The organism is Hominifimenecus sp. rT4P-3 (assembly GCF_051055405.1).
Taxonomy (GTDB): domain Bacteria; phylum Bacillota; class Clostridia; order Lachnospirales; family Lachnospiraceae; genus Pseudolachnospira.
In genome coordinates this window covers 1,561,592-1,587,893 of sequence record NZ_CP167068.1, presented here as the reverse complement: position 1 = coordinate 1,587,893, position 26,302 = coordinate 1,561,592, and the positions used below count along the sequence as shown (strand labels likewise).

At 49.0% G+C, this 26,302-nt stretch carries 22 protein-coding genes; 2 read left to right on the top strand and 20 right to left on the bottom strand.

The annotated features are described in order from the left end of the window. Positions 1-36 precede the first annotated feature (36 nt). From ACCC71_RS07345 to ACCC71_RS07250, 20 genes are all read right to left on the bottom strand, one after another. Positions 37-1,329: an aminotransferase class I/II-fold pyridoxal phosphate-dependent enzyme gene (locus tag ACCC71_RS07345; RefSeq protein ID WP_434311766.1), complete on the bottom strand. Its 1,293-nt coding sequence runs from the start codon at positions 1,327-1,329 to the stop codon at positions 37-39. Next, positions 1,304-2,272: a tRNA (adenosine(37)-N6)-dimethylallyltransferase MiaA gene (gene miaA / locus ACCC71_RS07340; RefSeq protein WP_434311765.1), complete on the bottom strand. Its 969-nt coding sequence runs from the start codon at positions 2,270-2,272 to the stop codon at positions 1,304-1,306. The genes ACCC71_RS07345 and miaA overlap by 26 nt, the downstream gene beginning before the upstream one ends. Continuing rightward, a complete protein-coding gene (mutL, locus tag ACCC71_RS07335) occupies positions 2,269-4,254 on the bottom strand; it encodes a DNA mismatch repair endonuclease MutL (RefSeq protein ID WP_434311764.1) in 1,986 nt (661 codons plus the stop codon). The genes miaA and mutL overlap by 4 nt, the downstream gene beginning before the upstream one ends. A gap of 40 nt (positions 4,255-4,294) precedes the next feature. Further along, entirely contained in the window at positions 4,295-6,940 is a 2,646-nt protein-coding gene (gene mutS, locus ACCC71_RS07330) for a DNA mismatch repair protein MutS (protein ID WP_434311763.1), read from the bottom strand. After that, a complete protein-coding gene (miaB, locus tag ACCC71_RS07325; RefSeq protein ID WP_434311824.1) occupies positions 6,941-8,839 on the bottom strand; it encodes a tRNA (N6-isopentenyl adenosine(37)-C2)-methylthiotransferase MiaB in 1,899 nt (632 codons plus the stop codon). A 62-nt stretch (positions 8,840-8,901) separates the two neighbouring features. Then, a complete protein-coding gene (locus ACCC71_RS07320; RefSeq protein WP_434311762.1) occupies positions 8,902-9,126 on the bottom strand; it encodes a DUF896 domain-containing protein in 225 nt (74 codons plus the stop codon). After that, positions 9,117-10,712: an NAD(P)/FAD-dependent oxidoreductase gene (locus ACCC71_RS07315; protein ID WP_434311761.1), complete on the bottom strand. Its 1,596-nt coding sequence runs from the start codon at positions 10,710-10,712 to the stop codon at positions 9,117-9,119. The genes ACCC71_RS07320 and ACCC71_RS07315 overlap by 10 nt, the downstream gene beginning before the upstream one ends. Next, the gene (locus tag ACCC71_RS07310; protein ID WP_434311760.1) at positions 10,709-11,944 is read right to left on the bottom strand and encodes an NAD(P)/FAD-dependent oxidoreductase; all 1,236 of its coding nucleotides are present in this window, start codon (positions 11,942-11,944) and stop codon (positions 10,709-10,711) included. Before ACCC71_RS07310 ends, ACCC71_RS07315 begins: the two co-directional genes overlap by 4 nt. A gap of 50 nt (positions 11,945-11,994) precedes the next feature. Next, positions 11,995-12,402 carry a hypothetical protein gene (locus tag ACCC71_RS07305; RefSeq protein ID WP_434311759.1) on the bottom strand — a complete coding sequence of 136 codons (408 nt, stop codon included), beginning with the start codon at positions 12,400-12,402 and terminating at the stop codon, positions 11,995-11,997. Between the two features lie 50 nt (positions 12,403-12,452). Next, complete coding sequence (locus tag ACCC71_RS07300; RefSeq protein ID WP_434311758.1) at positions 12,453-14,093, bottom strand: putative polysaccharide biosynthesis protein; 1,641 nt, start codon at positions 14,091-14,093, stop codon at positions 12,453-12,455. 1 nt (position 14,094) lies between these two features. Continuing rightward, positions 14,095-15,207, bottom strand: a complete 1,113-nt coding sequence (locus ACCC71_RS07295; RefSeq protein WP_434311757.1) for a DUF3048 domain-containing protein — start codon at positions 15,205-15,207, stop codon at positions 14,095-14,097. A gap of 57 nt (positions 15,208-15,264) precedes the next feature. Then, the gene (gene ybeY, locus ACCC71_RS07290; RefSeq protein ID WP_434311756.1) at positions 15,265-15,765 is read right to left on the bottom strand and encodes an rRNA maturation RNase YbeY; all 501 of its coding nucleotides are present in this window, start codon (positions 15,763-15,765) and stop codon (positions 15,265-15,267) included. 12 nt (positions 15,766-15,777) lie between these two features. Then, positions 15,778-16,803 (bottom strand): PhoH family protein, encoded by a 1,026-nt coding sequence (locus ACCC71_RS07285; RefSeq protein WP_434311823.1) that lies wholly within the window; start codon positions 16,801-16,803, stop codon positions 15,778-15,780. A 111-nt stretch (positions 16,804-16,914) separates the two neighbouring features. Then, positions 16,915-17,274 (bottom strand): YccF domain-containing protein, encoded by a 360-nt coding sequence (locus ACCC71_RS07280; protein ID WP_434311755.1) that lies wholly within the window; start codon positions 17,272-17,274, stop codon positions 16,915-16,917. Positions 17,275-17,386: 112 nt separating this feature from the next. After that, positions 17,387-18,631 carry a sporulation protein YqfD gene (locus ACCC71_RS07275; RefSeq protein WP_434311754.1) on the bottom strand — a complete coding sequence of 415 codons (1,245 nt, stop codon included), beginning with the start codon at positions 18,629-18,631 and terminating at the stop codon, positions 17,387-17,389. 5 nt (positions 18,632-18,636) lie between these two features. Further along, positions 18,637-18,885, bottom strand: a complete 249-nt coding sequence (locus ACCC71_RS07270) for a YabP/YqfC family sporulation protein (RefSeq protein WP_434311753.1) — start codon at positions 18,883-18,885, stop codon at positions 18,637-18,639. Positions 18,886-19,037: 152 nt separating this feature from the next. Continuing rightward, positions 19,038-19,514: an Hsp20/alpha crystallin family protein gene (locus ACCC71_RS07265; RefSeq protein ID WP_434311752.1), complete on the bottom strand. Its 477-nt coding sequence runs from the start codon at positions 19,512-19,514 to the stop codon at positions 19,038-19,040. 292 nt (positions 19,515-19,806) lie between these two features. Next, positions 19,807-19,983 carry a 30S ribosomal protein S21 gene (gene rpsU / locus ACCC71_RS07260; protein ID WP_244801132.1) on the bottom strand — a complete coding sequence of 59 codons (177 nt, stop codon included), beginning with the start codon at positions 19,981-19,983 and terminating at the stop codon, positions 19,807-19,809. A 177-nt stretch (positions 19,984-20,160) separates the two neighbouring features. Beyond that, complete coding sequence (locus tag ACCC71_RS07255) at positions 20,161-21,462, bottom strand: SLC13 family permease (protein WP_434311751.1); 1,302 nt, start codon at positions 21,460-21,462, stop codon at positions 20,161-20,163. A 107-nt stretch (positions 21,463-21,569) separates the two neighbouring features. Further along, positions 21,570-22,430 (bottom strand): alpha/beta fold hydrolase, encoded by an 861-nt coding sequence (locus tag ACCC71_RS07250; RefSeq protein ID WP_434311750.1) that lies wholly within the window; start codon positions 22,428-22,430, stop codon positions 21,570-21,572. A gap of 234 nt (positions 22,431-22,664) precedes the next feature. Here ACCC71_RS07250 and ACCC71_RS07245 point away from each other — a divergent pair, with 234 nt between their 5' ends. After that, the gene (locus tag ACCC71_RS07245) at positions 22,665-24,191 is read left to right on the top strand and encodes a PucR family transcriptional regulator (RefSeq protein ID WP_434311749.1); all 1,527 of its coding nucleotides are present in this window, start codon (positions 22,665-22,667) and stop codon (positions 24,189-24,191) included. Between the two features lie 198 nt (positions 24,192-24,389). Beyond that, positions 24,390-26,228, top strand: coding sequence for a CocE/NonD family hydrolase (locus ACCC71_RS07240; RefSeq protein WP_434311748.1), 1,839 nt, complete (start codon positions 24,390-24,392; stop codon positions 26,226-26,228). Positions 26,229-26,302: the final 74 nt, after the last annotated feature.

Genomic DNA, 26,302 nt, shown 5'->3' with positions numbered 1-26,302 from the left:
CATCCATTTCCGCCGTTTTGTTTAACTTAGATTCTATCACAGTTTAAACCCGGCGTCCACCAATTTCTGTAAAGACATTAAAATTCCATATTTTGCATGGTACCAGGTAATACCTCCCTGGAAAAAGACCGTGTAAGGAGGGCGCAGCGGTCCGTCTGCCGAAAGTTCAATGGAAGACCCTTGTACAAAGGCTCCCGCGGCCATAATCACCTCATCGTCATAGCCAGGCATTGCCCAAGGTTCCGGCGTCACATAGCTGTCCACCGGGGCAGCGGATTGAATCCCTAAGCAAAATGCCTTTAAACGCTCCGGCGTGTCTAAATTGATGGCCTGGATGATATCGTACCGCGGCGTAGCCGCAGCCGGATGCACAGAAAATCCCAAACGCTCATAAAGACTAGCGGCAAAAATCGCCCCTTTCTCCGCGCCAGCCGTCACGGTAGGAGCCAAAAAGAATCCCTGATAAAACGCCGGATTTGTTCCGAGACTGGCTCCCACTTCTCGGCCAAGGCCCGGAGAAGTCAGCCGTCTAGCAGCCTGTTCCACGCAATCTTTTCTCCCGCAGATATATCCGCCTGCCGGGGCCAGACCGCCTCCCGGATTCTTAATCAAAGAACCGACGATCATATCGGCGCCCAAGTCGGAAGGCTCTTTTCTTTGGACAAATTCGCCGTAACAGTTATCCACCATACAGATAATATCTGGTTTACATTTTTTTACAAAAGCAATCAATTCCCCAATCTGCTCTACGGAAAGCGTTGGACGGGACGCATATCCCTTCGAACGCTGAATCGTAACCAATTTTGTCTTTTCATGGATTGCCTTTGCGATATTTTCATAATCAAAACCGCCGTCCGGCAGCAAGTCCACCTGCCGGTAAGTAACGCCATATTCTTTTAAAGAGCCTAAAGATTCCCGGATTCCGATCACTTCTTCCAGCGTATCGTAGGGTTTTCCCACCGGGGAAAGCAGTTCATCGCCAGGCCGCAGATTGGAGGAAAGCGCCAGATTTAACGCATGGGTTCCACAGGTAATCTGCGAACGCACCAGCGCATCCTCCGTATGGAAGGTATCTGCATAGACCTTTTCCAGGGTATCTCTTCCGTCGTCATTGTAGCCATAACCGGTCGTCGCGGCAAAATGCGTCTCGCTGACCCGGTTTTTTCGCATAGCAGCCAATACTTTTAGCTGATTGTATTCGGCAATTTCATCAATCCGCGCAAAACGAGAAGCCAGTTCGGAAAGAACTTCCTCTCCCAAATCCAGCACCTTGCTGGAAATTCCACAGGCTTCATACATCCGCCTAGTCTCTGCATCCATTTGTTTCATCAATCAGAATTCCTCGATTCCTGCATATTTGTAAGATGGCCTTTAACAGCGCCTCTTCGTTTTCATATTCCTGTCGATTTAACCAAATCACATCCTGCTCCCGTTTAAACCAGGTGATCTGACGTTTCGCAAAATGGCGGGTATCCCTTTTGATCTTTTCTACTGCTTCCGGAAGGGAAATCTCCCCGTCCAGATGTTCTAAAAGTTCTTTATAGCCAAGGCCTTGCATGGAAACCATCGAGCGGGTGCATCCCATCTCTTTTAATCGTTGTACTTCCTCCAATAACCCACTCGCCATCATCTGATCCACGCGCTGATCGATGCGCTGGTAGAGCTCGCTTCTTTCCCGATTCAGGACAAAATAAACAAAATGGTACGGCGATTCCCGCTTTTTTTCCCTCTCATTATGAACAGAAATCGGCTCTCCGGTATAATGAAAATATTCCAGGGCGCGGATCGTCCGTTTCACATTATGGGCGTGAATCTCCGTGGCGGCAACTGGATCTACACGGACCAATTCATCGTGAAGAAACTCCGCTCCTTTTTCTTCCGCCAAACGTTCCAATTCTTTTCGATAGGAAGGATTTCCGCCTGTTTCTGTAAAATCAATATCCTTGATCAAAGCCTGGATATAAAAGCCGGTTCCGCCTGCAATCACGGGGATATTTCCCCTCGTCCAAATCTCTTCCATCGCAGATTTGGCCGCCCGCTGAAATTCGACCACATGGAATTCTTCCCAAGGCTCATAGCAGTCAATCAGGTGATGCCGCACCCCTCTCATTTCCTCCGGCCGGATTTTTGCGGAACCAATATCCATATGCCGGTAGACCTGCATGGAATCCGCGCTGATGATTTCACCGCGGACAGATAAGGCAAGTTCGATGGAAAGATCGGTTTTTCCCACGGCGGTAGGCCCGGTTAGAATAATGACCGGTTTTTTCATGATACTACCCTCTTAAACTTCTTTTCCAGTTCATATTTCGTCATGGAAATGATGGTTGGCCGTCCATGGGGACAAGTGTACGGCTGTTCCAACTGCATCAGTTCATCAATCAATGCTTCCGCTTCCTTCAAAGAGAGACGATTATTTCCTTTTACCGCCGCCTTACATGACATCAGCGCGACTTTTTCCTCCACCAAATTTAACCGTTGACGGCCGGATTCATCCGCCAAGCTATCGAGCAGTTCCATCAGCAAATCTTCTCTGGCCAGGCCAAACAGATTGCCCGGCACTCCATAAACCGCATACTCTTTTCCGCCAAAAGGTTCGATCTCAAAGCCTAATTTTCGGAACTGATCGCCATATTCGGAAAGGATGGCTTCCTCCCTGGCGCTTAAGGTCAGCACGATCGGCGGATTCATCTGCTGGCAGGTGAATTCTTTCTCCGCCAGAGAACGCATGGTTCTCTCAAAGAGTACCTTTTCATGGGCGGCATGCTGGTCAATCATCAAAAATTCTTCCCGGTACTGCACCAGCCAGTAGGTATCGAAAAGCTGGCCGATCATCCGGTATTCCGCCCGCGCCTCGCGGGTCAATATTTTTTCCTCAAAGAGTTCCATCTGCTTGGGAGCGGACGCCTCTGGAACGGCAGGTTCCAAAATTGGCTGTTTTTTCGTATCCAGTTCTCCGGATTTTCTCATTTCCCGCTGCATCAATTCGATGGTGGAAGGTTCCCTGGGAATTTCCCTCGCGCTTGGCGTCTCCTTCCCATCCTTCTTAAAATACTGGGGAGACTCCCGGATCAGAGAGGGCATATCCTCCTTTGGCCTTTCCTTTCGCCCCTCCGCTTGTGTTCCTTTGAAGGAGGCGGAAGCCGCCTGACGAGTTCGCTCAAAGGGCTCCGGTCCTCGTTCCCTGGTTTTTCCTACGTCCCCATTTTCAAAAATCACGTCTTTTTTCGGTTCGTCTAACGTGACTCTTGGAATCAGTTCTTTCCCTTCCAGGGCATTCCGAATCGTCTCATAGACGGTTTGATAAACCAATTCTTCATTGCGAAACCGCAATTCCATCTTCGTCGGATGTACATTGACATCCAGCCAGGTAGGCTCAATGGTAAAATGAAGAACCGTAAACGGATATTTATGCTGCATGACAAAACCAGCATAAGCGTTTTCGATGGCTTTGGTGATCAGGTTGCTTTTGATATATCTTCCGTTGATAAAATAATTTTCATAGGAACGGTTCCCACGGGAAATCAAAGGTTTCCCCAAAAAACCTCTGATTCCAACGCAGCCGTCTTCGCTCCAGGCCTCCGCTGGAATCAATTCCGAGGTGATCTCCCGTCCGTAGACGGTATAAACAATGTCCTTTAACTTATGATTTCCTGCCGTATGGAGCCGATTCTGTCCATTCATCAAAAAACGGAAGGAAATCTCCGGGTGCGAAAGAGCAATTCGTTCAGCCAGGTTGCTGATATAGCTCCCCTCTGTCTGAGCGGTTTTTAGAAATTTCCGCCGAGCCGGCGTATTGTAAAACAGATTTCTCACCACGATGGTGGTCCCGCCTGGCGCGCCGATCTCCTCCAAAGACTTTTCTTCCCCGCCCTCGATCACATACCGGCTTCCGGTCAGCTGCTCCTCCGTTTTGGTGATCAGTTCAACCTGGGCTACCGCCGCGATACTGGACAGAGCCTCTCCCCGAAACCCCAGAGACGAGACTGTCATCAGATCTTCCACCCGTTTAATCTTGCTGGTCGAATGGCGCAGGAAAGCCAGCGGAATATCTTCCTTCGGAATTCCGCTCCCGTTATCGGTCACGCGGATAAAGGAGATGCCTCCCTCTTTGATCTCCACGGTGATCGCCGTCGCTCCTGCGTCAATCGCATTTTCCAGCAACTCCTTCACCACCGAAGAAGGCCGCTCAATCACCTCACCCGCCGCAATCTGATTAATCGTCGAAGAATCCAATAACTGAATCTGTCCCATCCTATGTCCTTTCTTCGGGAGAGCTGGTCCCCCTCGCCTTCTACCACCGGTTCTTCAGCTGATTCTGCCACCGATACAGCATATTCAGCGCGTCGATCGGCGTCATATTTCCCAATTCCAACTGTTCCATTTCCTTCAGGATATCATCTTCCTTTACCGCGTCGAACAAGGTCATCTGATACATGTCCACCTCGTCGGGCTTGGGAATTGGTTTAAAAGTAGAACCGCTTTTTGCATGGGCGGCAATCTCCTTGGTTCTCGCTGTGATATCCGCCTCGGAAAGTTCCTGCACCAGCTCTTTGGCCCTCTCGATGACAGCCTCCGGCACGCCGGCCAGCTTGGCCACCTGAATCCCATAACTCTTATCCGCGCCGCCTTTTACAATTTTCCGCAGGAACACAATGGTATCACCCTGTTCTTTTACGGCAATGCAGTAATTGTTGACTCCATTGATACAGCCTTCCAGCTCCGTCAGTTCATGGTAATGAGTGGCAAACAAAGTTTTCGCCCCAAGAATTTTCGTATTGCTGATATATTCCACCACCGCCCAGGCGATGGAAAGCCCATCAAAGGTACTGGTACCGCGGCCAATCTCATCCAGAATCAACAGACTGTTTTTGGTGGCATTTCGTAAAATGTTGGCCACCTCGGTCATTTCCACCATAAACGTGCTTTGTCCGGACGCCAGATCGTCGGAAGCGCCAACACGGGTAAAAATTCGATCGCATATCCCCACGTTGGCAGAGTCCGCCGGCACAAAGGAACCGATCTGCGCCATCAGCACGATCAACGCCACCTGCCGCATATATGTGGATTTTCCAGCCATGTTCGGGCCGGTGATGATGGAAATTCGGTTGCTGTGATTGTCCAGATACACGTCATTGGCGATAAAGAGATCATCCCGAAGCATCTGTTCCACCACCGGGTGGCGGCCATTTTTGATATCGATAATGCCCTTTTCGTTGATCGAAGGGCGCACATACTGCTGCCGGTAGGCCACCAGCGCAAGGGAGGCCAATACGTCGATCTCAGCGACTGCTTTTGCGCTGTCCTGAATACGGACCACCTCAGCGGCCACTTTATCCCTTACCTCACAGAAAAGGTCATATTCCAGCACAAACAGCTTGTCCTCCGCGCCCAAAATAATGTCTTCCAACTCTTTTAACTTTTGGGTCGTATAGCGTTCCGCATTGCTCAGCGTCTGTTTGCGGATATAGTCCTCCGGCACTAGATTTTTAAAGGAGTTCGTCACTTCCAGATAATAACCGAACACTTTATTGTAGCGGATGCGCAGATTTTTGATTCCGGTACGCTCTTTTTCGTCCAATTCCAGCTGCGCCAGCCAATTTTTCCCTTCGGTTTTTGCATGGCGAAGCTTATCGGCTTCCTCCGAATAGCCTTCCTGGATGATTCCGCCTTCCCGGATGGTAACCGGAGGCTCTTCCAGAATCGCCCGGTCGATTAACTCAGCGATATCTTCCAGAGAATCCAATCGTTCGCAGAGTTCCTTTAAAAGCGGCGTCTTCACATCTTTCAGCAGCTGCTTAATGTGAGGAAGCATCTGAAGCGAATGTTTAAAGGCAACCAGATCTCTCGGATTTGCCGTACGGTAAGAAATCCGCCCCAAAAGCCGTTCCAAATCATAGATCGGATTTAAGTATTCCCGCAATTCTTCCCGTAAGATCAGATCCGAATTTAACGCCTCGATGGCGTCCTGCCTGCGCAAAATCTCCTTTTTATCAATCAGCGGCTGTTCCAGATAGCTGCGCAGCATCCGGGCCCCCATGGCCGTTTTCGTCTTATCTAAAACACCCAGCAGCGAACCCCTCTTCTGTTTCTCCCGAAGGGTCTCCGTCAGTTCCAGATTCCGTCTGGTAGAGGTATCGATCATCATATAACGGCCCGGCTGATAGGGCTGGATGCGGGTCAAATGACTGAGATTATTCTTCTGAGTTTCCAAAAGGTAGCGCAGTACGGCTCCCGCCGCCACCGTGCCGATCTCATAGTCGCTGATGCCAAGCCCCTGCAAGGAGGTGACAGAAAAATGATCTTTCAAGGCCTGCCGGCAGGTATCGTCGTTAAAATACGTATTATCCAACGCCGACATGGTGATATGAAGGCGTCCCCGAAGGTCTGCGGGGTCTACGCCGCTCATATAAAAGGCTTCATTGCAGATGATCTCCGCCGGCATAAACTTGTTGATTTCATCCAGCAGAGCCCGTACCGAGTCCACTTCCGTCACAAAGAAATCGCCGGTGCTGACATCGGACGTAGCGATGCCGAAAATCTTATCCAGATAGACGATACACATCAAATAATTGTTCCTGGATTCATCCAAAGCCTGCGCGCTCATATTGGTGCCAGGCGTCACAATCCGAACGACTTCCCGTTTTACCAATCCTTTGGCAGATTTCGGGTCCTCCATCTGCTCGGCGATGGCAACCTTATATCCCTTTTCCACCAAACGATTGAGATACGTTTCTACTGCGTGATGGGGGATCCCGCACATCGGCGCCCGCTCCGGGAGGCCGCAGTCTTTTCCTGTCAATGTCAATTCCAACTCTTTGGAAACCGTCTTGGCATCGTCAAAAAACATCTCATAGAAATCGCCGAGCCGGTAAAAAAGGATGCAGTCCGGATGCTGCTCCTTGGTCTCCAAATAGTGCTGCATCATTGGTGAAAGCATTTATTCTTCCATCCTTCCCATATAGTAAAAGCCTTTTGCTTCTGTTAACCGTACCGATACCAACTTCCCGATCAGAGACGCGTCTCCCGGAAAATGTACCATCAAATTATTGCTCAGACGCCCGGTGACGCAGGCGGTATCATGGGTATCGATTCCTTCTACAAGGGCCGTCTGCACGGTTCCCGTATCCCTGCCGCAAAGCTCCCCTGCAATTTTCTGTACCTCCGCCAACAACCGATCAAACCGAGGCTGCACCACATCAAGGGGGACCTGTTCTTCCATGGCGGCGGCTGGAGTACCTGTACGCTTGGAATAAATAAAGGTAAACGCACTGTCATAGCGCACTTTTCTTACCACATCCATGGTTTCTTCAAAGTCTTCTTCCGTTTCTCCCGGAAAACCGACAATGATATCCGTGGTCAAAGAGATATCTGGGATTGCTTTCTTGATTTTTTCTACCAAGGCCAGATACTGTTCTTTTGTATATTTCCGGTTCATCTGATGAAGAATCCGGGTGCTGCCCGACTGAAGAGGCAGATGCAGATGGCGGCAGATTTTCTTTGACTTTGCCATCACGGCAATCAGCTCATCGGACAAATCCTTCGGGTGCGACGTCATAAAGCGGATGCGCTCTAAGCCTTCGATCGCTTCCACCTGTTCCAAAAGTGCGGCGAAGGTGATGGGATGCGCCAAATTTTTTCCATAAGAATTGACGTTTTGTCCCAACAGCATTACCTCGACCACTCCGTCCGCTACCAAACTCCGAATCTCCCGCAGAATATCCTCCGGCTCCCGACTTCTCTCCCGTCCCCTGACATAGGGAACGATACAGTAGCTGCAAAAATTATTGCAGCCGAACATGATATTGACTCCGGATTTAAACGGGTACTTGCGTTCCACGGGAAGATCTTCCACGATTCGCTCGGTCCCCTCCCAGATCTCCACAATCTGTTTTCCCTCCGTCAAACGACGATATAAAAGCTCCGCCAGACGAAAAATATTGTGGGTGCCAAAAACAATATCCACAAACCGATAGCTGGTTTGTATTTTTTCTACCACATCCTTTTCCTGCATCATACAGCCGCACAGGGCAATGATTTTTCGGGGATTTTTTTTCTTCAGGCTATTGAGATGACCGAGGCGTCCATATACCCGGAGATTGGCGTTTTCCCGCACGGTACAGGTGTTATACAGGACGAAATCCGCTTCCTCGCTCTCGCTTTCCTCAAAACCAATTTCCTTTAAAATCCCCAGCAGCTTTTCGGAATCGCGGGCGTTCATTTGGCAGCCAAAAGTACAGATACACGCGGTCAGGGGACGCCCCAGCTCCTGGGCCTGTGCTTTCAAGAGAGTTTTTATCTCGTCCATATAGTATTGCTGCCGTAACGTTTCCTCGGTTTTCTTCCGAAATCCTTTTTCCGTCACAATCTGTTCCATGGGCAAATCGGTTTCTTCCGTCGGAACAGCGTCGCATAACTGGCATTCATAAGCTAGTCCCCATACCCTATGACCGGGATGGGCCGCCAAATACCGGTCGTAATACCCACCGCCATATCCCACACGATGGCCGCTGTAATCAAAGGCCACGCCTGGGGCCAAAAAGAGACCGGTTTCATCCTCCACACGCGGGCATTCCGCCTTTGGTTCTCGGATTCCAAAACTCCCCGGTTCTAAATCTTCCTCCGAACGGATCACATAAAAATCCATGGTCTCTCCCTCTACTCGAGGAGCCGCCACGGTTTTTCCCTGTTTCCAGGCGTCCGCTAAAATTTCCGCCGTTGAAATTTCCTGCTTTGCATCTATGTAGACAAAAAGAGTCTGGGTTTCCCGGTACTCCGGACTAGTCAATACAAACTCCGTCATCCGGCGGGAGGCTTCCCTCTGCGCTTCGGCGTCCATGGCCAATCGGCGGCTTTTGCATTCCGTTCTGATTTCCTGTTTTGATTTCATCATCCTTTGCCTCAGCTTTTCTTTCCTTTTTGCCCATATTTTTCGCCAAGATCTACCAACCTTCCATCTGGATACTGAATTTTGGTATGATCCAAAGTACCGCGTAAATTTTCCCGAATTGCCTGGATATATTCTTTTCTCAGGCGTTCCTGCTCTTCGCTTTCTTCCGGCGTTAACGTCCCAGCCTTTTTCTTTCTATATAATTCATTAATCCGTTCAATATCTTTCATGTCCATGGCTGATACCTCCTAATCAGTTCTTCTGCAATTCGGATACCATCGGCAGCAGCCGACGTGATCCCACCGGCATACCCGGCCCCTTCCCCACAGGGAAACAACCCTTTTATCTGGCTTTCCAGATGCTCGTCCCGCTCGATTCGTACCGGGGAAGACGTTCGGCTCTCCACTCCGGAAAAGACCGCATCCGGCCGATCAAAACCCTCTATTTTCTTTCCGAATTCCTCCATTGCCGAAAGCAGGCTGGCAGAAATTTGTTCCGGCAAAACACGGCGCAAATCGGCAAAGGCAGTATCGCCGCAGCAATCCGGCTCAATATCGCCAAAGGTTTGGCTGACTTTTCCCTCCCGAAAATCGGCTAGGAGCTGTACGGGAATCTTACCGCCGCCGGCCTGATAAGCGGCTTCCTCCAGCCTTCTCTGAAACCGAACGCCGGCCAGCGGCCCATTGTCCGGATAATCGTTCCTTGTCACTGTGACAATCAGCGCCGAGTTGGCATTTCGCCCATCCCGTGCCGCCCGGCTCATGCCGTTTACTGCCAAGCGCCCTTCCTCGGAGGATGCATTCACCACCTGGCCGCCTGGACACATGCAAAAGGAATATACGCCGCGTCCAAACGGAGTTTGAGCCGTCAATTTATAGTCAGCGACAGGAAGTCCCTCTCTCTCGTCGGTTCCATACTGGGCGACCCGAATCATCTTCTGCGGATGCTCGATTCGAAGACCTACGGCAAAATCTTTCGCCCGCATCGGCACGTTCCGCTTCTCCAATACGGAAAACGTATCCCTGGCCGAATGACCGATGGCCAAAATCACACTCTCCGCCGGAAGTTCCTGTAAGCTGCCGTCCCGAAGGACCGATAACCCCTGCAAAACGCCGTCCCGAATTTGAAAATCCGTCACCTTGGTATGAAACCATACCTCCCCGCCTGCCGCCAAAATCCGCTCCCGCAGGCTTTTTACCACATCCCGCAGCACATCCGTTCCAATATGCGGTTTATTCCAGTAGAGAATCGCCGGGTCTGCCCCAGCCTCCACAAAAGTAGATAGGACATGGAAGATCCTGCCTTTCGCATCTTTCACCTGGGTATTTAGCTTGCCGTCGGAAAAGGTTCCCGCTCCTCCTTCTCCAAATTGGACGTTCGACTCCACGTCAAGAGAGCCTCCGCCCCAAAAACGTTCTACATCCCGGCTTCTTTCTTCCACTGGCGCGCCGCGTTCCAGAAGAATCGGGCAATATCCGTTCTCTGCTAAAAGCAGAGCGGCAAATAAACCGGCCGGCCCCGCTCCGATCACAATCGGCCGGCGTTTCATCGGTTCGCTCCCATGGGAAGGAACCTGGTAAGTTCTGGGGATGCCCCTGCTTACTTTATTGCTGCGGCATTTTTTTAAGATTTTTTCTTCGTTGGCCAGGGAAGCCTCCACCGTATACACATAGCGGAGATCTTCTTTTTTCCTGGCATCGAGCGATAATTTCCGGATCGATAATTCCTCTTTCCGGCAAAAAATCCCTTCCTTTTTCACCGCCTGCAAAAGATCTTCTTTTTTATGTTCGATCGGTAGTTTTATGTTTGAAATCTGTATCATCGATTGTTTTCTATTCCTCCGGCCGCGGCTCTTCCGGCTAAGAATCCCGTCGTCCATGCCCATTGCAGATTGTATCCACCGCAGATCCCATCGACATCCAAAATCTCTCCAGCCAGATAAAGTCCTGGAACAAGCAGAGATTCGCAGGTTCCTTCCCGGATCTCATCGAGAGGAATGCCGCCCGCCGTAACCTGGGCGGATAAAAAGCCAGTGGTTCCCGTAATCGAAACCGTAAGGCTTTTGCATTGGAGCAAAAGTTTTTCTATTTTTTTATCTGGAATCTCTTTCCAGGTATCCTGCAAAGAAATTCCCGCCGCCGACAAAAGCGCGCTGGAAAGCTTGTCCGGAAGCATTCCATTTAGAAAAAGAGCACTGCTCCATTCCGGGTGAAGACTGCGGCGAAGAAAGATTTCTTCCCTCAGTTCCTCGCTGGTAAACTCTGGGAAAAAGTCTAATACCGCCTTCACGTCCCGCTTCGCCGCCACTGCCTTTGCGGCCTGGCGGCTGACTTGAAAGGCTGGAATCCCAGACAGGCCATAGTCGGTTATCTGAATCTCCCCGGTATCTTCCGCCAAAAGGACTTCTCCCGAATAAATTTGAATCCGGGCCTGCGTCCGCACCCCAGAGGCTTTCCGGAAAGGAAATCCCGCTGCGGTTAGCTGTACCAGCGCAGGCGCTACCGGAATAATGCGATGGCCAAGCCGTTCCGCCAAAAGCAGTCCTCTGCCATCGGAGCCAGTTTTTGGCGCCACAATCCCGCCGGACGCCAAAATCACAGTATCCGAGGAAAATTCACCGTTTGAAGTAGAAACTTGAAATCCAGATGCTTCCGGACGGATATCCGTCACTTTTTGATTGTACAAAAAGCGGACGGAAAGTTCCTTTGCGCGAGCGAAAAGAGCGGCCCACACAGAAGCCGCCTGCTCACTTCTTGGATAGAGATATCCGCCTTTGTCACGGACCAAAACTCCTAGCTTTCGGAAAAAATCAATCGTTTCCTCTACTCCAAATAAAGAAAGAAACGGCATGATTTTCTCTGGATGTTCCGAGTGGAAACATTCTGCCGTCATATGGCGATTGGTAAAGTTGCATTTCCCGTTTCCCGTGACAAGAAGCTTTCTCCCCGTCCGTTCCCCGGCTTCTAGGACTGTCACCGACGCTCCGCTTTCCGAAGCAGAAATGGCAGACATAAGCCCTGCGGCTCCGCCGCCAATGACCAGCACTGTCTTCATGGCCGTCACCTCCTGCAACTTATTATTCTACCATTTTTCTGTCAGATTCGTCAACTTGTTATCGACTCCAAATAGTGATACAATTCCTCCTCATCCGGTACTGAAATCCCTTCCTCAAGCTCTTTTCGATCAGATTCTGATAAATCCTCCGGCAAAATCGGGATCTTTTTGTAAATGGTTCGCTCATCCGGATGGTAAACCAAAATCCCCTCATCTGTCAGCACAATCCAAAACATCGGCGCTGAAGTAGGTGTCTCTTCCTCCGTAGACGATACGGTAGCTTCCGCCGCCATCAGTTCATCCGGCAGACTCGCCTTGACCCAAGCATGGGTTTCCGGAGGCGTCCACTCCCGAAAAATCACGGTCTCTTCCGGCATTTCCGGCGCGCGATACTCAAAAGCAATGAGAGAAAAACAAAATACTAAAATCAGAAAAAAACAGATACTATACTTTTTCATAGGCCAAACTCCTCCTCGTATAGTATCTGTCAATTTTTTCTTTTTTAAACTTAACGAAGCAAATGAAGCCGGCGGAACACTGCAATCATCGTTCGTCCCTTGGGAAAACTCATCAGATCCACTTCATCCAGCCCCTTGGTTAACAACAAAATCACCACATAGACGACGACTGCAACGATCACGGCAACCAATACGGCCAGCCAGTTTACGCCTGCCAATTGATAGACGAGGCGGTAGGCCAGATAAGTACAAATCCCCATCACAACCGAAGAAAAAAGCGGCGCGGCAAAGGTCTTTAACACCTCCTGGCGGTAATGAAGAATTCGCTTAATGCTTAGGTTATTTAAGATACACATACAAAGGGCAAAGAAAATATTTGCGTAGACCACGCCATAGATATCCAGTTTAAATCCCCAAAGCAGGACTGCCAGCAAAATCACATGCAGTGCCAAAGAGATAAGAGCATTCTTTACTGGAATCCAGATACTGCCAATCCCCTGCAAAATAGAATTTGTGATGGTGGACAACGAATAAAACAGCACAGCAGTAGATCCCACGGTCATCATCTTCGCTGCCGAATCATTGTTTCCAGAAAACAATAAATTCATAATAGGAGCCGCCAGTACCGTCAAGCCCATCATAGATGGAAAGGCGATCACCATATTAAAGCGAATGGCCGTACCTGTTTTATAAACCACTTCCGTACGATTTTTCTTCGCCACTGCGCCGGATAACGCTGGAATAATAGAAGAAGCCAGCGAGGAGGCAATAGCTACCGGTACATGGACCAAAAGATTGTATTTGCTGCTGTATACGCCCCAGATCGCTGTATAATCCGCGTCCAAATAAGCGGCATAGATCGCCTGGTCCACCAATGTGCTGATCTGATAGACCGTCGTGCTGACCAATACCGGCACGATTGTCAACACTAGAACCTTGGCGACGTGGCTATAGGATTCCAGCCTTCGATGCTGGTCCTTGCGGCATTGAATCCGCTCTACCCGCCGGAATAAGACAAAGACCAGAATGCAAAACAGGAGCGCCGTCAAGGCTCCGGCGCCTGTGCCAATGGTACCGCCCGCCGCACCGTAAGAAGGGCCGAAAAATTCATTTCCGGGCGTATCCTTTGCCGTTCCCATCCGAAACAGCAGCCAACCGGCCAGTACGCTGATCCCCGCATTGATAATTTGCTCCGCCACCTGGGAGACAGCCGTTGGAATCATGGTACTATGGCCCTGGAAATAGCCTCGGAATACGCCAAGAAACGCCATAATCAGAATCGTCGGCGCCAGCGTTTTGATAGCAAATGACGCTTCCGGCATCCCCATCAATGTTCCGGCGAAAAAGTCCGCTCCAAAATAAGTAACCGCGCATCCGATTACGCCAGAAATTGTAGCAAAGCCAATCGCCCCCAGGAAAACCCTGCGGGCGTTGCGGTATTGGCCAACGCTGAGTCTTGCAGCCACCAGGCGGGAAACCGCCAGAGGAAGGCTGTAGGAAGAGATCATCAGCAAAATATTATAGATGGAGAAGGCGGTCGAATAGACCCCCATCCCCTTCTCTCCGATGGTATTGGTCAACGGAATCCGGTACACCATTCCAATAATACGTACCAAGATCCCGGCAGCTGCCAAAATCGTTCCTTGTACCAGGAAACTTGAGGCTTTGCTCTTCTTCTTTTTCTTGTTCATCTTACTCCACTGTGATTTCTCCGGTCATTTTCGGTAGTACGATACAAACCCAAGTTTTCCCCGGATTCAACTGGATTTCCTGTCCACTGGCATCATAGTAATGGGTGTTATCCCAGTATTCCTCTTTCGACCAGGTGATCGGCTCGGCTTTTCCGTTTGTGATAAACATGCCGGTCCCTTCCCCAGTCGTAAAAATATTCTTCGTATCCTTATCCCACTCCAGCTCAAAATCGCAATATTGAACCAGGATATTCTTTACCGCGACCTGCTGATTGTTCTCCTGATCGATATGGGCTTCCCCATAAGCATAGCGGTAATACAGCTGATCGTCGCTATGGTATTCGAACCACGGCTGATTCTGCTTATAGCCGATGGTCACCTTGTTGGCGGCGGTTCCATTCGGAAGCTGATTCGGCGCGCTCTCTTTGGCAAATTGGAATTTGTAATCAAAATCATTGCGCACTTCCGTGCGAATTCCCAACTTCTCAATTCGAGTATTGATCTTTTCCGGATTGGAGAAGGTACGGTGTCCCTTCGCATGGTCATCTACCTCATAGGTGGCCGGGTAGCCGCGGTCCGTCACGCCGTCAATGTCGTCGCAGTGTTCGGTATCTTCCAGATAAGGAAGCGCAATATCGCTGTGACCATGATGGAAAAAGATCGCGTCAAATTCATAGGCAATGCCCGGATGATACCGTCTTGCGCTCCGCATACCGCCAAAACGAGACAGTTCACTGTAATCCTGAATGATCATTTCCAGACGTACTTCGTTTGCCTCGATCGGAGTCTCATAGACCACGTCCGCCGAAGAAATACCATTTTGCGGCATCGCTTTTTTCTCATTGTCAATCATAACGGCAAGGGGTCTTCTGGTACCAACCTCCGTAGTCACCGGCAGACCGGTCAAATAGCTGTACATCATCCCTTCCGGTAATTCACTGGCCGTCGTCTCCGGCGGCGCAGGCATCGTTACGGAAGCCATGGTGCCGGCTTGTGCCGTCGTGGTCGGCGCCTCCGTGGTCTCCTCCTGTTTTTTCGAACATCCGGCTAAAGCAGCCAAAGCGCAGGCAGTTGCCAGCGTCAGGCTAAGCATTTTCAGGTTTCGTTTTTTCATGATGAAATTCCCCCATTTCCTTTTACGGACATAAGCCCGCTTCGGCTGTATCTTTCCTTACCGGGTAATTCCCAGCTTGTCCAATACTTCTCGTTGTTTCTGTTCCATCTGCTCCCGCTCTTTCTCGGTCTCATGGTCGTAACCCATCAGATGAAACATACTATGTGCGATCAGAAACGCCAGTTCCCGCTCTTCGCTATGGCCGTAGGCTTCCGCCTGGGCCCGCACTTTCTGAACAGATACCGCGATATCCCCTAACATCAGTTCCCCGGTACCGGGATCAAAACAAAAATCCGCTTCCGGCGTCTCCAAATTGGAAAAATCGCCGGGACGGTCATATTCCACCATCGGAAAAGACAGAACGTCGGTGGTATTGTCAATAAATCGGAATTTGGAATTAATCTTTCGAATCTCTTCGTCGTCCGTCAAAAGGACGTTTACCTCCGCCTCATAAGGACAGTTCTCATAGGCAAGCGCTTCGCAGACCACCTTTTCGATAATTTCCTGATAAGGCAGATCCAGCTTATCCTCCGACTCGTATTCCACATCGATCGTCATAGAACTCCTCCCTCATCTCCGTTCCGTACTGCGCGGCGACCGGCTTTGCAGCTGACGTCGGCGCGAATGGTCTCGTTTTTCCCGGTACTGTTCCTTCTTTTCATAATTTTCGTAAGCCTCTACGATTTTTTGTACCAGGGGATGGCGGACCACATCCTTATTGCTGAGATGAATCATCGCGATATCATCCACATCCTTCAGCACCTTCATCGCTACGTCCAGTCCCGATACTGTACCGGCCGGAAGGTCTTTCTGAGTGACATCGCCGGTAATCACCACCTTGGAGCCAAAGCCAATCCGGGTTAAAAACATCTTCATCTGAGCCGGGGTGGTATTCTGAGCTTCATCTAAAATGATATAAGCGTTGTCCAATGTGCGCCCGCGCATATAGGCGAGAGGCGCGACCTCAATCAATCCTTTTTCATAATTATGCTGGTAGGATTCCGCTCCCATAATCTGATAAAGAGCGTCATAAAGGGGCCGCAGATACGGATCAATCTTGCTTTGCAAGTCTCCGGGCAAAAAGCCCAATTTCTCTCCGGCTTCGATGGCCGGCCGGGTTAAAATCATCCGGCTGACTTCATTATTTTTAAATGCCTGAATCGCCATGGCCATGGCCAGATACGTCTTTCCTGTTCCGGCAGGTCCAAGGCCAAAGCAGATCATTTTTTCACGGATCGCGTCCACATACTGCTTCTGTCCCAGAGTCTTCGGCTTGATGGGCTTTCCGGCAATGGTCCGGCAGATAATATCCCTGTCAATGGCAAGAATCTGATCTTCCTTTTCCTCAAAAGAAAGAGAAAGGGCATAATCTACATTCTGCTCGGTAATCACATTCCCACGCCGCGCCAGCTCCAAAAGGTTTTTCAGCACGCTTTCGGCTTTTTTCGCCATCGGTTCCGGTCCGATCAATTTCATCGAATCGTCTCTTGGAATCAGGGATACCCGAAGCGTGCGCTCTACTTTTTTTAAATAGACGTCCAGCTGGCCGCAAACCGCCTGCATGTATTCCGCTGGAATATCTATGGTCATTTCCATAATACTCAAATCGCATTGACTCCTTTTATGTCGCTATCTGTTATTTTACCATTTTTTTTCGGTTTTTGAACCCCTTTTTTTCTGAAATCACCAGAAAGTGGAAAATATCTTTTAAAACACTTCTGAGCCAAAAGGCATCAAAGCCAACTTTGCCAATTTAAAGTGCTGGATACCAAAAGGAATTCCCACAATCGTGACGCACCACAAAATTCCCAGAACCGCCGACTCAATCGCTAACACAAGTCCGGAAACGATCAGCCAAATCAAATTCAACAAAAAAGAACCGGCTCCGCCTCCATACCGAACTTCTTTTCCAAAAGGAAAAAAGCACAGGGAGGCAAATTTAAAGCACTGCATTCCCACTGGAATTCCAACAATGGTAACGCACCACAAACAACCGGCGAGACACCAACTGAGACCGCTGACACAGCCGCCAAACAAAAACCATAACAAATTTCCAAGACATCCCATATCTTCCCCTCCGAAACAAAATCAAATTTTCTTTGGACAGGACTAGTGTTGCATAAAATGGTACTCTTGTCAAATAAAGTATTTCCGATTCTTTTCAAAAGTATTTCTTAAGCTAGGATTCTTCCGCATCCTCCTCGCCCGGCAGCGTCTCGCCTTCCGGCAAAGCCTCCAAGGGACTTTCCTGTCCCAACGGACCTTCTAAAGTGACCGTGCCGGTCACAGTCAATTGAAATGGTTCTTCTAATATCTGCAGCTGTTTTTCTACCACTGTAAACCCTTCTTCTTTCCACAATGCCTCTTGCTCGAAAAAGGCCTCTTCCGCTTTTTTTTGCTGTTCTTCTTTCGTTAGTTTTCTCAGTTCTGTCTCATAGGTATACTCAAAGGTAGATTCTAATGTGAGCGGTAATAAAAAATTATCAAAAAGACACGGTGTGTGATATTCGGTAATCCGATACTGCATCTCCCCTGCCTGAGGACCTCCCCCAACTGCCGCCCGGTTTCCAAAAACATTGAAAGCTAGTCCTTTCAGACGGGTTTTCGTCACACGGCGGGTTTCCTCAAAAATCGACCGCTGCCAGGTATACGGGACTTCCGTCCTCGCTACAATCGTTCCGTCCGCAGGCACCTCCTCATATCCAATGGTTTCTCCACTGTCCCCGATCAAAGGAATTCTCCCGGAAATCAAAACCTGTCCCTGCGTAACCGTGTCGCCAGCCGTCGCTTTTGGAACACCCGATCGGGTAATAATTTCCGTAATGACTCCATCTTTATCGGCCACCACATCTTTTGGCGTTAAATCTTTCTCCGGAGCTTTTAAAAGGCCAAAATTTTCCTTTACTTGAATTTTCAGCTTAACGCCGGAAATCTGAGCGGAGACCCAAGTAATATTGGTATATTCATTCCGAAGCGCCTTTTCAATCTCCTCACAGACGATAGAATCCATCCGCATGCCATAATGGATCCCATTTTCTTTTAAAAAGCTGCGGATAATATCGTCTGTATAGTGTCCGTTTCCTTCCACTTGTACATCCCACAAAAATAGGGAAGCCGCGTAGAGAAGGCCAATCGCCAAAAGAAAGCCCGCTGCAAAAGCCTTGCGCTTTCTTTGACGAAACAAAAAGAAAGGAAGGCCTATTTTCCGCTGAATTCGGAGGGTTGCCTTCGCTTTTTTTGCCAGACGCCTGGCTTTTCGGTATTCTGGCAAGCTCATGATGCATTCATAACCTTCCCCAGTTTTCTTTAGTTCACGCAAAACAAATCCATTTCCAGCGCATAGATTTAGAAATCGTTCTGGAGACAACCCACTGACGCGCACCAGCACTCGTCCCCGAAACCAATCGATTATTTTTCGGAACATAGACCTTACCTTTCTGCATATTGAATCGAACAGATTTTTCCGGTAATTTTCATCTCTTCTTTTGTATAATAGGCAGCTTGCAGTCCCTCTCCTTCGACAACCACCAGGCCTGTCTGGGTAATCACTTCTACTCTCCGGTCCGTCAGGCTGCGCATACTTCGATAGTTTTCAATGATTGCCTCACGACTGCCGGTACAGGTCAGCACGGCAGACTGCATTAGGAGCTTATCTCCGATAGAATTCTCCCGACTCACGAGCGGCTCCTTCCCCTTTTGTTTCTATCAGTGTATGCAAAGGAAAGAAGAGAAAGAACCGGAAAGACTATCAGAAAAAGCCCGGAGCATGACAGGCTCGCCGTCATAAACTCCGGGCTATATTCATTACTTTCTATATGAAGAGGGGCCGTTTATCCCTCGATGGCAATATATTTCTTTTCCTCCATTTGAGGCTTCTTCTTTTCAGCTCTCGGGATACTCAGCTTTAATACTCCGTTTTCATACTTTGCATGGATATCTTCCTGCTTTACCTCTTCGCCAACATAGAAAGATCTGCTCATACTGCCTACATAGCGTTCTCTGCGGACAAATTTCCCCGTTTTTTCTTCCTTTTCTTCTTTGTCAAGGCCCTTCGCCGCAGTAACCATCAGGTACCCGTCTTTCAGTTCCAAAGAAAGTTCCTCTTTTTTGAATCCGGGCAAGTCCATATCTACTTCATAATGATCGTCATGTTCCTGCACATCCGTTTTCATCATGTTTGCCGCACGGCGTCCATAGAGGTTTCTCTGTGCCCTCTGCATAAACCGGTCGTCAAATGCTGGGAAATTGAAAAAGCCGTCAAATAAATCATCAAATAAATTTTCTCTAAAAATACTAGGTGTCATCATATATCATCGCTCCTTTTCTTATTATAATAATTTGTCAACTGGAACTGGGGATGATTGGGAAGAATGCAGAACCCGTACGTGTTCTTTTCTTTCCTCTTCCTTTGTTCTATTTGTATTATAGCGTTATTATTAGCACTCGTCAATAGTGAGTGCTAATAATTTTATAAACTTTTTGTAATTGTTTTCTTATGTTTTTCAATTCCCGTATTATACTATGCTTTTTCTAATTTTTTCCATTTTTAAACATTGAAAAAGGACGGTTCTATGGAACCGTCCCTTGCTACTAATCGTTTTAGTTGTACTTACGCTTTCTAGCCGCTTCAGACTTTTTCTTACGTCTGACACTAGGCTTCTCGTAATGCTCTCTTTTACGAATCTCCTGCTGGATGCCATCCTTCGCACAGTTTCTCTTGAATCTGCGGAGAGCGCTGTCCAACGTTTCATTTTCTTTTACGATTACGTTTGCCATGACTCACACCTAACCTCCCTCCAGTTGTAAAATTGTGCAACTGTTTGGGTACTTTTTAGCACACTCTAAATTATATCATATTATTTCATTTCGTCAACAAAAAAATACGAAGAAATCGAAAATTCTTGTTGGATTATATCCAAGAAGAATACTCTTCTAAAATAAAGTTGGAAATACTTACAATGGCAGCATTCCTGTAACAACTAGAAACAGCGTCATCAACACACTGAAGCCATAGACAGGAAGTAAAGAATACTTCAAATGATCTCTCATCTCCACGCCGGCCAGACCCAAGGCCAGATAGGGAGCAGCGTTGAAAAGACTGAGATTTGCGCTGATAACCCCAGTTGCAAACACAGCTCCAAGCACCTGAATCGGTGTAAAGCCAAAGCTTACCACCATAGGAATTACCGCCGGCAGAACAACAGAATTCTTTGCTCCGCCAATTGTAATGGAAAGAAGCATGCTAAACAGACAAAGGATCACCGGCAGATGGGCTAAAAAGGCAGTGGAGGTATTGGCAACCATCCAGCTGGCAAGCTCGCCCATAGCGCCTGTTCCCTGGTTCACTCCGACCAGCACGCCGACTCCCAGCATCGTAAACGCCATTTCCAGAGCCATAGGAGCCTGTTTCTTTACATAGTCCCTCTGTTTTTTAATGTCACGGAAATTGACGACTAAAAGCACTCCGTAGGCGAGGCCAAAGGCAAAATTCGTCTTAATCCAGCCGCCCAGCAAAGACACCATTAACACAAGAGTCACGATCCCGTCCAAAATGGCCACCCATTTCCCCATCGGGAAATACAGAGGCTTATGGATTTCCTGTTTCATCTCATCAAATTCACTCTGACTCATTCCAGCGCCGCGGCGTTTTTCAAATATAGCCAAAGGAATACAAAGGATAAACAGTGCAGCCAGAGAAAAGATCAAAAGAGGAACCAACCAGAGAAAGACGTCATAAACCTCCACTCCAACATAGGCTGCCGCCTCACACAAACCAGGCGCCCAAGGAAGCAGGCACAGAATGCCGGAGGCAAGGCTTTCTACCAATAACAAGGCTTCCGGGCGAATTTTTTGCTTTTCATAGATCGGCCGCATGGTCGGAATTGTGCAGAGTGCCGTGGTGGCGCCGGATCCATCTAGCTGGGTTAAAACGCCGATCAAGGCGGTAGCCCACATAGTGCCAACCACACTGTTTCCCAGAAAACGAATGACCAACCGAATCAATGCCTGAAATACGCCCGCCTCATGAAGTATTCCAAAATAGAGGACGGCAAAGACCATCAAAAACAGAGTGCCTGAGATGGATTTCAGCCCGTCCCCGATAAAGCCATTAATCTGAGCCGGAGAAAACCCCATAATCAGACAAGCGGTGATCGGAACCACGCTGAAAATAACTCCAGGACTGCTGATTCCCCGAAATAAGAGCACGATAATGGCTGCCATCATAATCAAAGTGATGATACTATTCCATGACATCTTTTGCACCTTCCCTTGCCGTTTTATAATCTTAAGATATCATAAAATTTATTCGCTTTATCTACAATGGATAGTTTGCACAAGAACGACATCCATCAAATAGGCAACTATTGACTCTCCTCTTTGGAAAACACCTCGGCGGCAAAGGCGGCAATCTCCCGCCTCACATCGTTGCGCCTCCCATAATACAGAAGATGATTGGCTTCCTGGTAAAATACGGCTTTCGCATTTTCAATTACCGCAATTGGCTGGATAGTCTTTCCTATCGGCACCATTGCGTCTTTTATACCGACGAGAAGAAGGACAGGGAAATGAATGGAAGAAAGCGCCTCCAATACTTCCTCATCCGTTTTCAGCCATGGCAGCGTGATGCCAGGTTGAATTTTCATTTCCTCCGGCGTCATCTGGATTTTCATATCGTAAAATTTTTCTGCCTTCTGCAAAAACTCTTCCTTTAGCTCCGGATCATCTGCAAATTTCTGGGAAAAATAAAGAATCCGTTGCCGATGATATCTTGCCAACTGTTCCATAGCAGCTTTGCTTCCCACCGCGTCAATCGTATATTTCCGGCTGGGAGAACTATTTCCGATGCTGCGGGAATGAGGGCCGGCTGCCAAACCCACAAAGGCAATCAAAAGCTCCGGATGACGCAGACAGAGATGCCAGCCAACTCCGCCTCCGTCCGAGGCGCCTGTGTAGAGAAAGCGGCGAATCCCCTTTGCGGCGGCAAAGTCCGCAACGTCGTCGGCCCAGACATCATACCAGCTCTCGCCATATCCCTCTTCCACATGGGCAGACTGTCCATATCCACGCATCTGAATCGCATAAACGTGATAGCCTTCCTCCGCCAAATCATAGGGCCATCCCTTCCTGTCCGGATCCAGATGCTGCATAGATGACAGAATATAACGATTTCCCGCTCCAAATTCCTCGTAATATAGAGTTGTGTCCTTTAATTCTAAAAACATTTCCATTCCTCCATTTCGGATTCGCCCCGCAACTACCGCGCAGCCTCGCAAATTCAAAAGGACAATCTGCACAATCCCGTTGAAATCTGCCGAAAGATCTGATATTCTTATGCTACAACAAAGAAAGGGGGGATCTTCCTGTTTACATTTTCTATATTAACGCAAAACTTTTCCGACTGTCAGCTTCGAGTCGTTCTCCCTTCGGAAGATAGTCTTCCTGTCAAAAATATACAAATGCTCTCCGATGAGACGCCTCCCACAGAGGAACATACGGTTTATATTGGTTCTGCAGAAACTGCCGCAGGGCTGATGGCGAAAGGAAAACTTCCTTCCCGAACCATGCTTTTACTGTCCGGAGATCAACCGGAGCTAGAAGAACCGCTCCGCCGGAACGATATCGCCTGTTTTTTCTGCCGCTGTTCCCTACAGGAGATTCTTAACCGGGCCAATAGCTGCTTTTTTGAATTCTCCAAATGGATCAACCGGCTTTACCTCTTAGCCTGCCGCAGCAAGGATGCCCAGCCACTCCTGGATGAGGCTGCCCTGCGTCTTCATGTTCCGCTTTTTCTCTTAAATAGCGGCTATCGACTGATTGCTTCCAATGTGGACTATGCCTTTGAGAACGCTTATATGCAGCAGCTGCTTTCCTTTGGCTATCTGTCTGCCGACAGTATCGATACCTTCCTGCACTCCCCGCTTCCAGGACGGAAAACCGCAGCTTCTCCCCAAGATGTCTATGAAGCGCTGCTGGAACCCAACAGTTACGGAATTCTCGCTCAGTTAAAATATCGAACCAATACCTTTGGCCGCCTGCTGGTCTTCACAGAAGCAAACGAAAGAGACGCTGTGCTTTTTGATTATGTGAAGATCCTAGTTTCTTTGATTCGAGAACATTCTTTAATCAATAACCGTGAACAGTTTGAGTCCGACACTGAGTTCTCTGCTTTGATCGGGGATCTCATTGAGCGTAAAATTTCCGGTGAAGAGGAGTTGAACAGCCGTCTATTCCGTCTGCCCGTGCTCCCGCCCTCCTATTACACCTGCATTGTCGTCTGTTTTGAACCAAACCAAAAGGCTTTGCCTACCGGCCTGATTCTTCATGCGCTGTCAGAAATTTTCCCGCTGAGCCAAACCGCAGTCTACCAGGGAGACCTGATCCTTCTGGCCAAGACACAAAAAGGCATTTGGGAAGTCTCTTTTGACAAAGAACGGCTGCAAAAACTGCTGGAACGCCATCATGCCTATGCTTCCATCGGGAATCAATCTTCTTTTATTTCTTCGATCCGCCCGATCTATCTTCAAACAAAGGAAGCCATCGCCCTTGGCCGTGCGCTCAGCAGCGATCCCAGACAACGGCTGTTCTATTACGACGATTATACGACCTACCACCTGATTGATCTGTGCCAGAGGTTCGGTTATGACTTTCATGAAAATAATCTCATTTATCTCTGTACGCCGAAGTATACCATACTAAAACGGCACGATATTGAGGAAAAGGACAATCTATGCGAAATCCTTGAGGTGTATATACAGAATAACTGCAATACAACAAAAACAGCCAAAGATTTATATCTGCACCGAAACACTGTCATCAACAAAATTAGCCGGATCGAGGAGATCATCGGCCGCAGCCTGGACGATTGGAATTTGCAAATGATGCTGATGCTCTCTTCCATGGTGTTAAAATATGCGGAAAAGTACAGGAAGGAGGACCTTCTGCATCCGGTTAAGAAATACTCTCCAGCTCCCGGCGAGACCTGATCTGATTTCCTATTCTATCGGTATTTCACAGAAAATACAAGATGTTATTCCGACTTTTTTTCCATAATCTTTTGATTTATGAATCCTGCCCATTGGCAGGATTTTCTTTTTGGGCAGAGCGTCTATTGTAATTGTCTGCGATACGATATAGATTTCTTCAAAATAAGTCTTTTACAAGAAGACCAAAAAGGAGGAAGGATGGAGACAAATAAAATTTCCAAGTTCGGACAATACGAAGGCTACTCGGAACCAATCTATGAATCCAGAAAACGGCTGAGCCGCTATGTGACCCTAAAGGACGGCACCCGCCTGGCAGCCGACATCTATCTCCCTGTCCACGGAGAGAAAACAGCGGGACCTCTTCCGGTGATTTTGCACTACACCCCCTACCCCCGCCGGAAATACACCGGCCGGATAGTGGACGGCGAACCAGAAACCGTGACTACCGAGAGCATCGGCCTACTGCCGTTGACCGCCTACGGCTACGTGCTCGTCATCGCCGAGCCCCGAGGAACCGGCGCCTCATTTGGCGTACGCCAAGTTGTGAATTCCCGCCAGGAGGCAAAGGATGGGGCGGAGCTGGTGGAGTGGCTTGCCGCAGAACCGTTCTGCAACGGTAAGGTGGGGACTGTCGGCCTCTCTTACCATGGCCAGACACAGCTGGAAATTCTTTCCCAGCGTCCAAAGCATCTCTCAGCCGCCTTCATCGGCCAGACAGATTTCAATCGGTATGACGGCTGGGTCCGAGGAGGGATTCCACGCGCCTACGGAAGGAACCCCGACGTTATCTGGGCGGAAGCTCCGGACGAGCGAAACCGTCAGATCGAGGAGGCTGCTGCCGAAACCGTGCCGGTGGATGAGGACCCGGAAAAGCTGCTCCTGAGGCAAGCCTTGCGGGAGCATATAAAAAATGGACTTCAGCTGACTATCCAGAAGGAACTCATCTATCGGGATAGCTGCAGCGATGCTTTTGGAGGAGAAATTTGGAAAAATCTCAGTGCCAGTACTTATCTGGAGGAGATCAATGCCTCCGGTGTCCCAGTCTATCTGGCCGGCGGCTGTTTCGATGTATTCCGCCGTGACACCTTTATTATGTACCAGAATCTAACGCTCCCGAAAAAGCTGGCCTTTGGCCCCTGGTACCACGTCGGAAAACGGGAGGACCCGGAATGGCAGCCGGAAATCCTCCGCTGGTTTGATTTCTGGATGAAGGGGATTCCAAACGGGGTGATGGAGGAGCCGCCCATGCATCTTCGAGAAGCCTGCTTTAACTTCGAAAAGAAGACATTCTGCAAAGAGGGTACTGGATTTTATCGGTCCGCTGTCTCATGGCCGGTGTCCGAGGGGAAGCGTACGCGCTTTTATCCGGCATCCGGATCCTCCTTGTCTGGTTCCTGCTTTGATGACGGGATCTTGTCCGAGGCTCTCGCCCCGCCTGAGGAGCTGGTCTATTCCGCTGTCTATGGTATCAAGAGCGACGTGGAGACCATGTTTACCACCAGGGAGGACGGCATGGGCGTGGATCAAAAGGGGCTTACCTACAGCACGGCGCCGATGAAGGCTGATTTTACTCTAGCCGGCCATCCGGTGGCTCACATCGCTCTTGCCCTGGAACCAACGCTTTCCGGAAAGGCGTTTACCGATATAGATGTGTTCCTGACCCTCAGCGACTATGACCCGAAAACCGGCTTGGCATTTCAGTTCAGCGATGGACATCTGCGCGCCTCCCTGCGGGAGACGAAGGAAGCTCCTTATGATTTTCTGGGGCTGCCCTGGCATCCCTGCACGAAAAACTCGGTAAAGCCTCTGGTGCCGGGAGTCCGCTGCGACTTCGTCATTGACCTGATGCCGGTTTCCTACCGAATACCAGCCGGGCACTGCCTGCGTCTTACACTCTCCCATTCCATGGACCGGATGTATTATCTGGGACGGGAGGATTATGAGTCGAATCCTGACTGTGAATCCCCAAAAGTCCGTCTTTTTCTGGGAGGACGGGATACCACCTACCTAGAAATCCCGGATATCTATGAAAAATAGGCCTCGAATCCAGAGGTCCAGATCTGCCTAAATTTACAAAATGGTTTCTGTGCAAGTTGTCTATTGTCGAAATA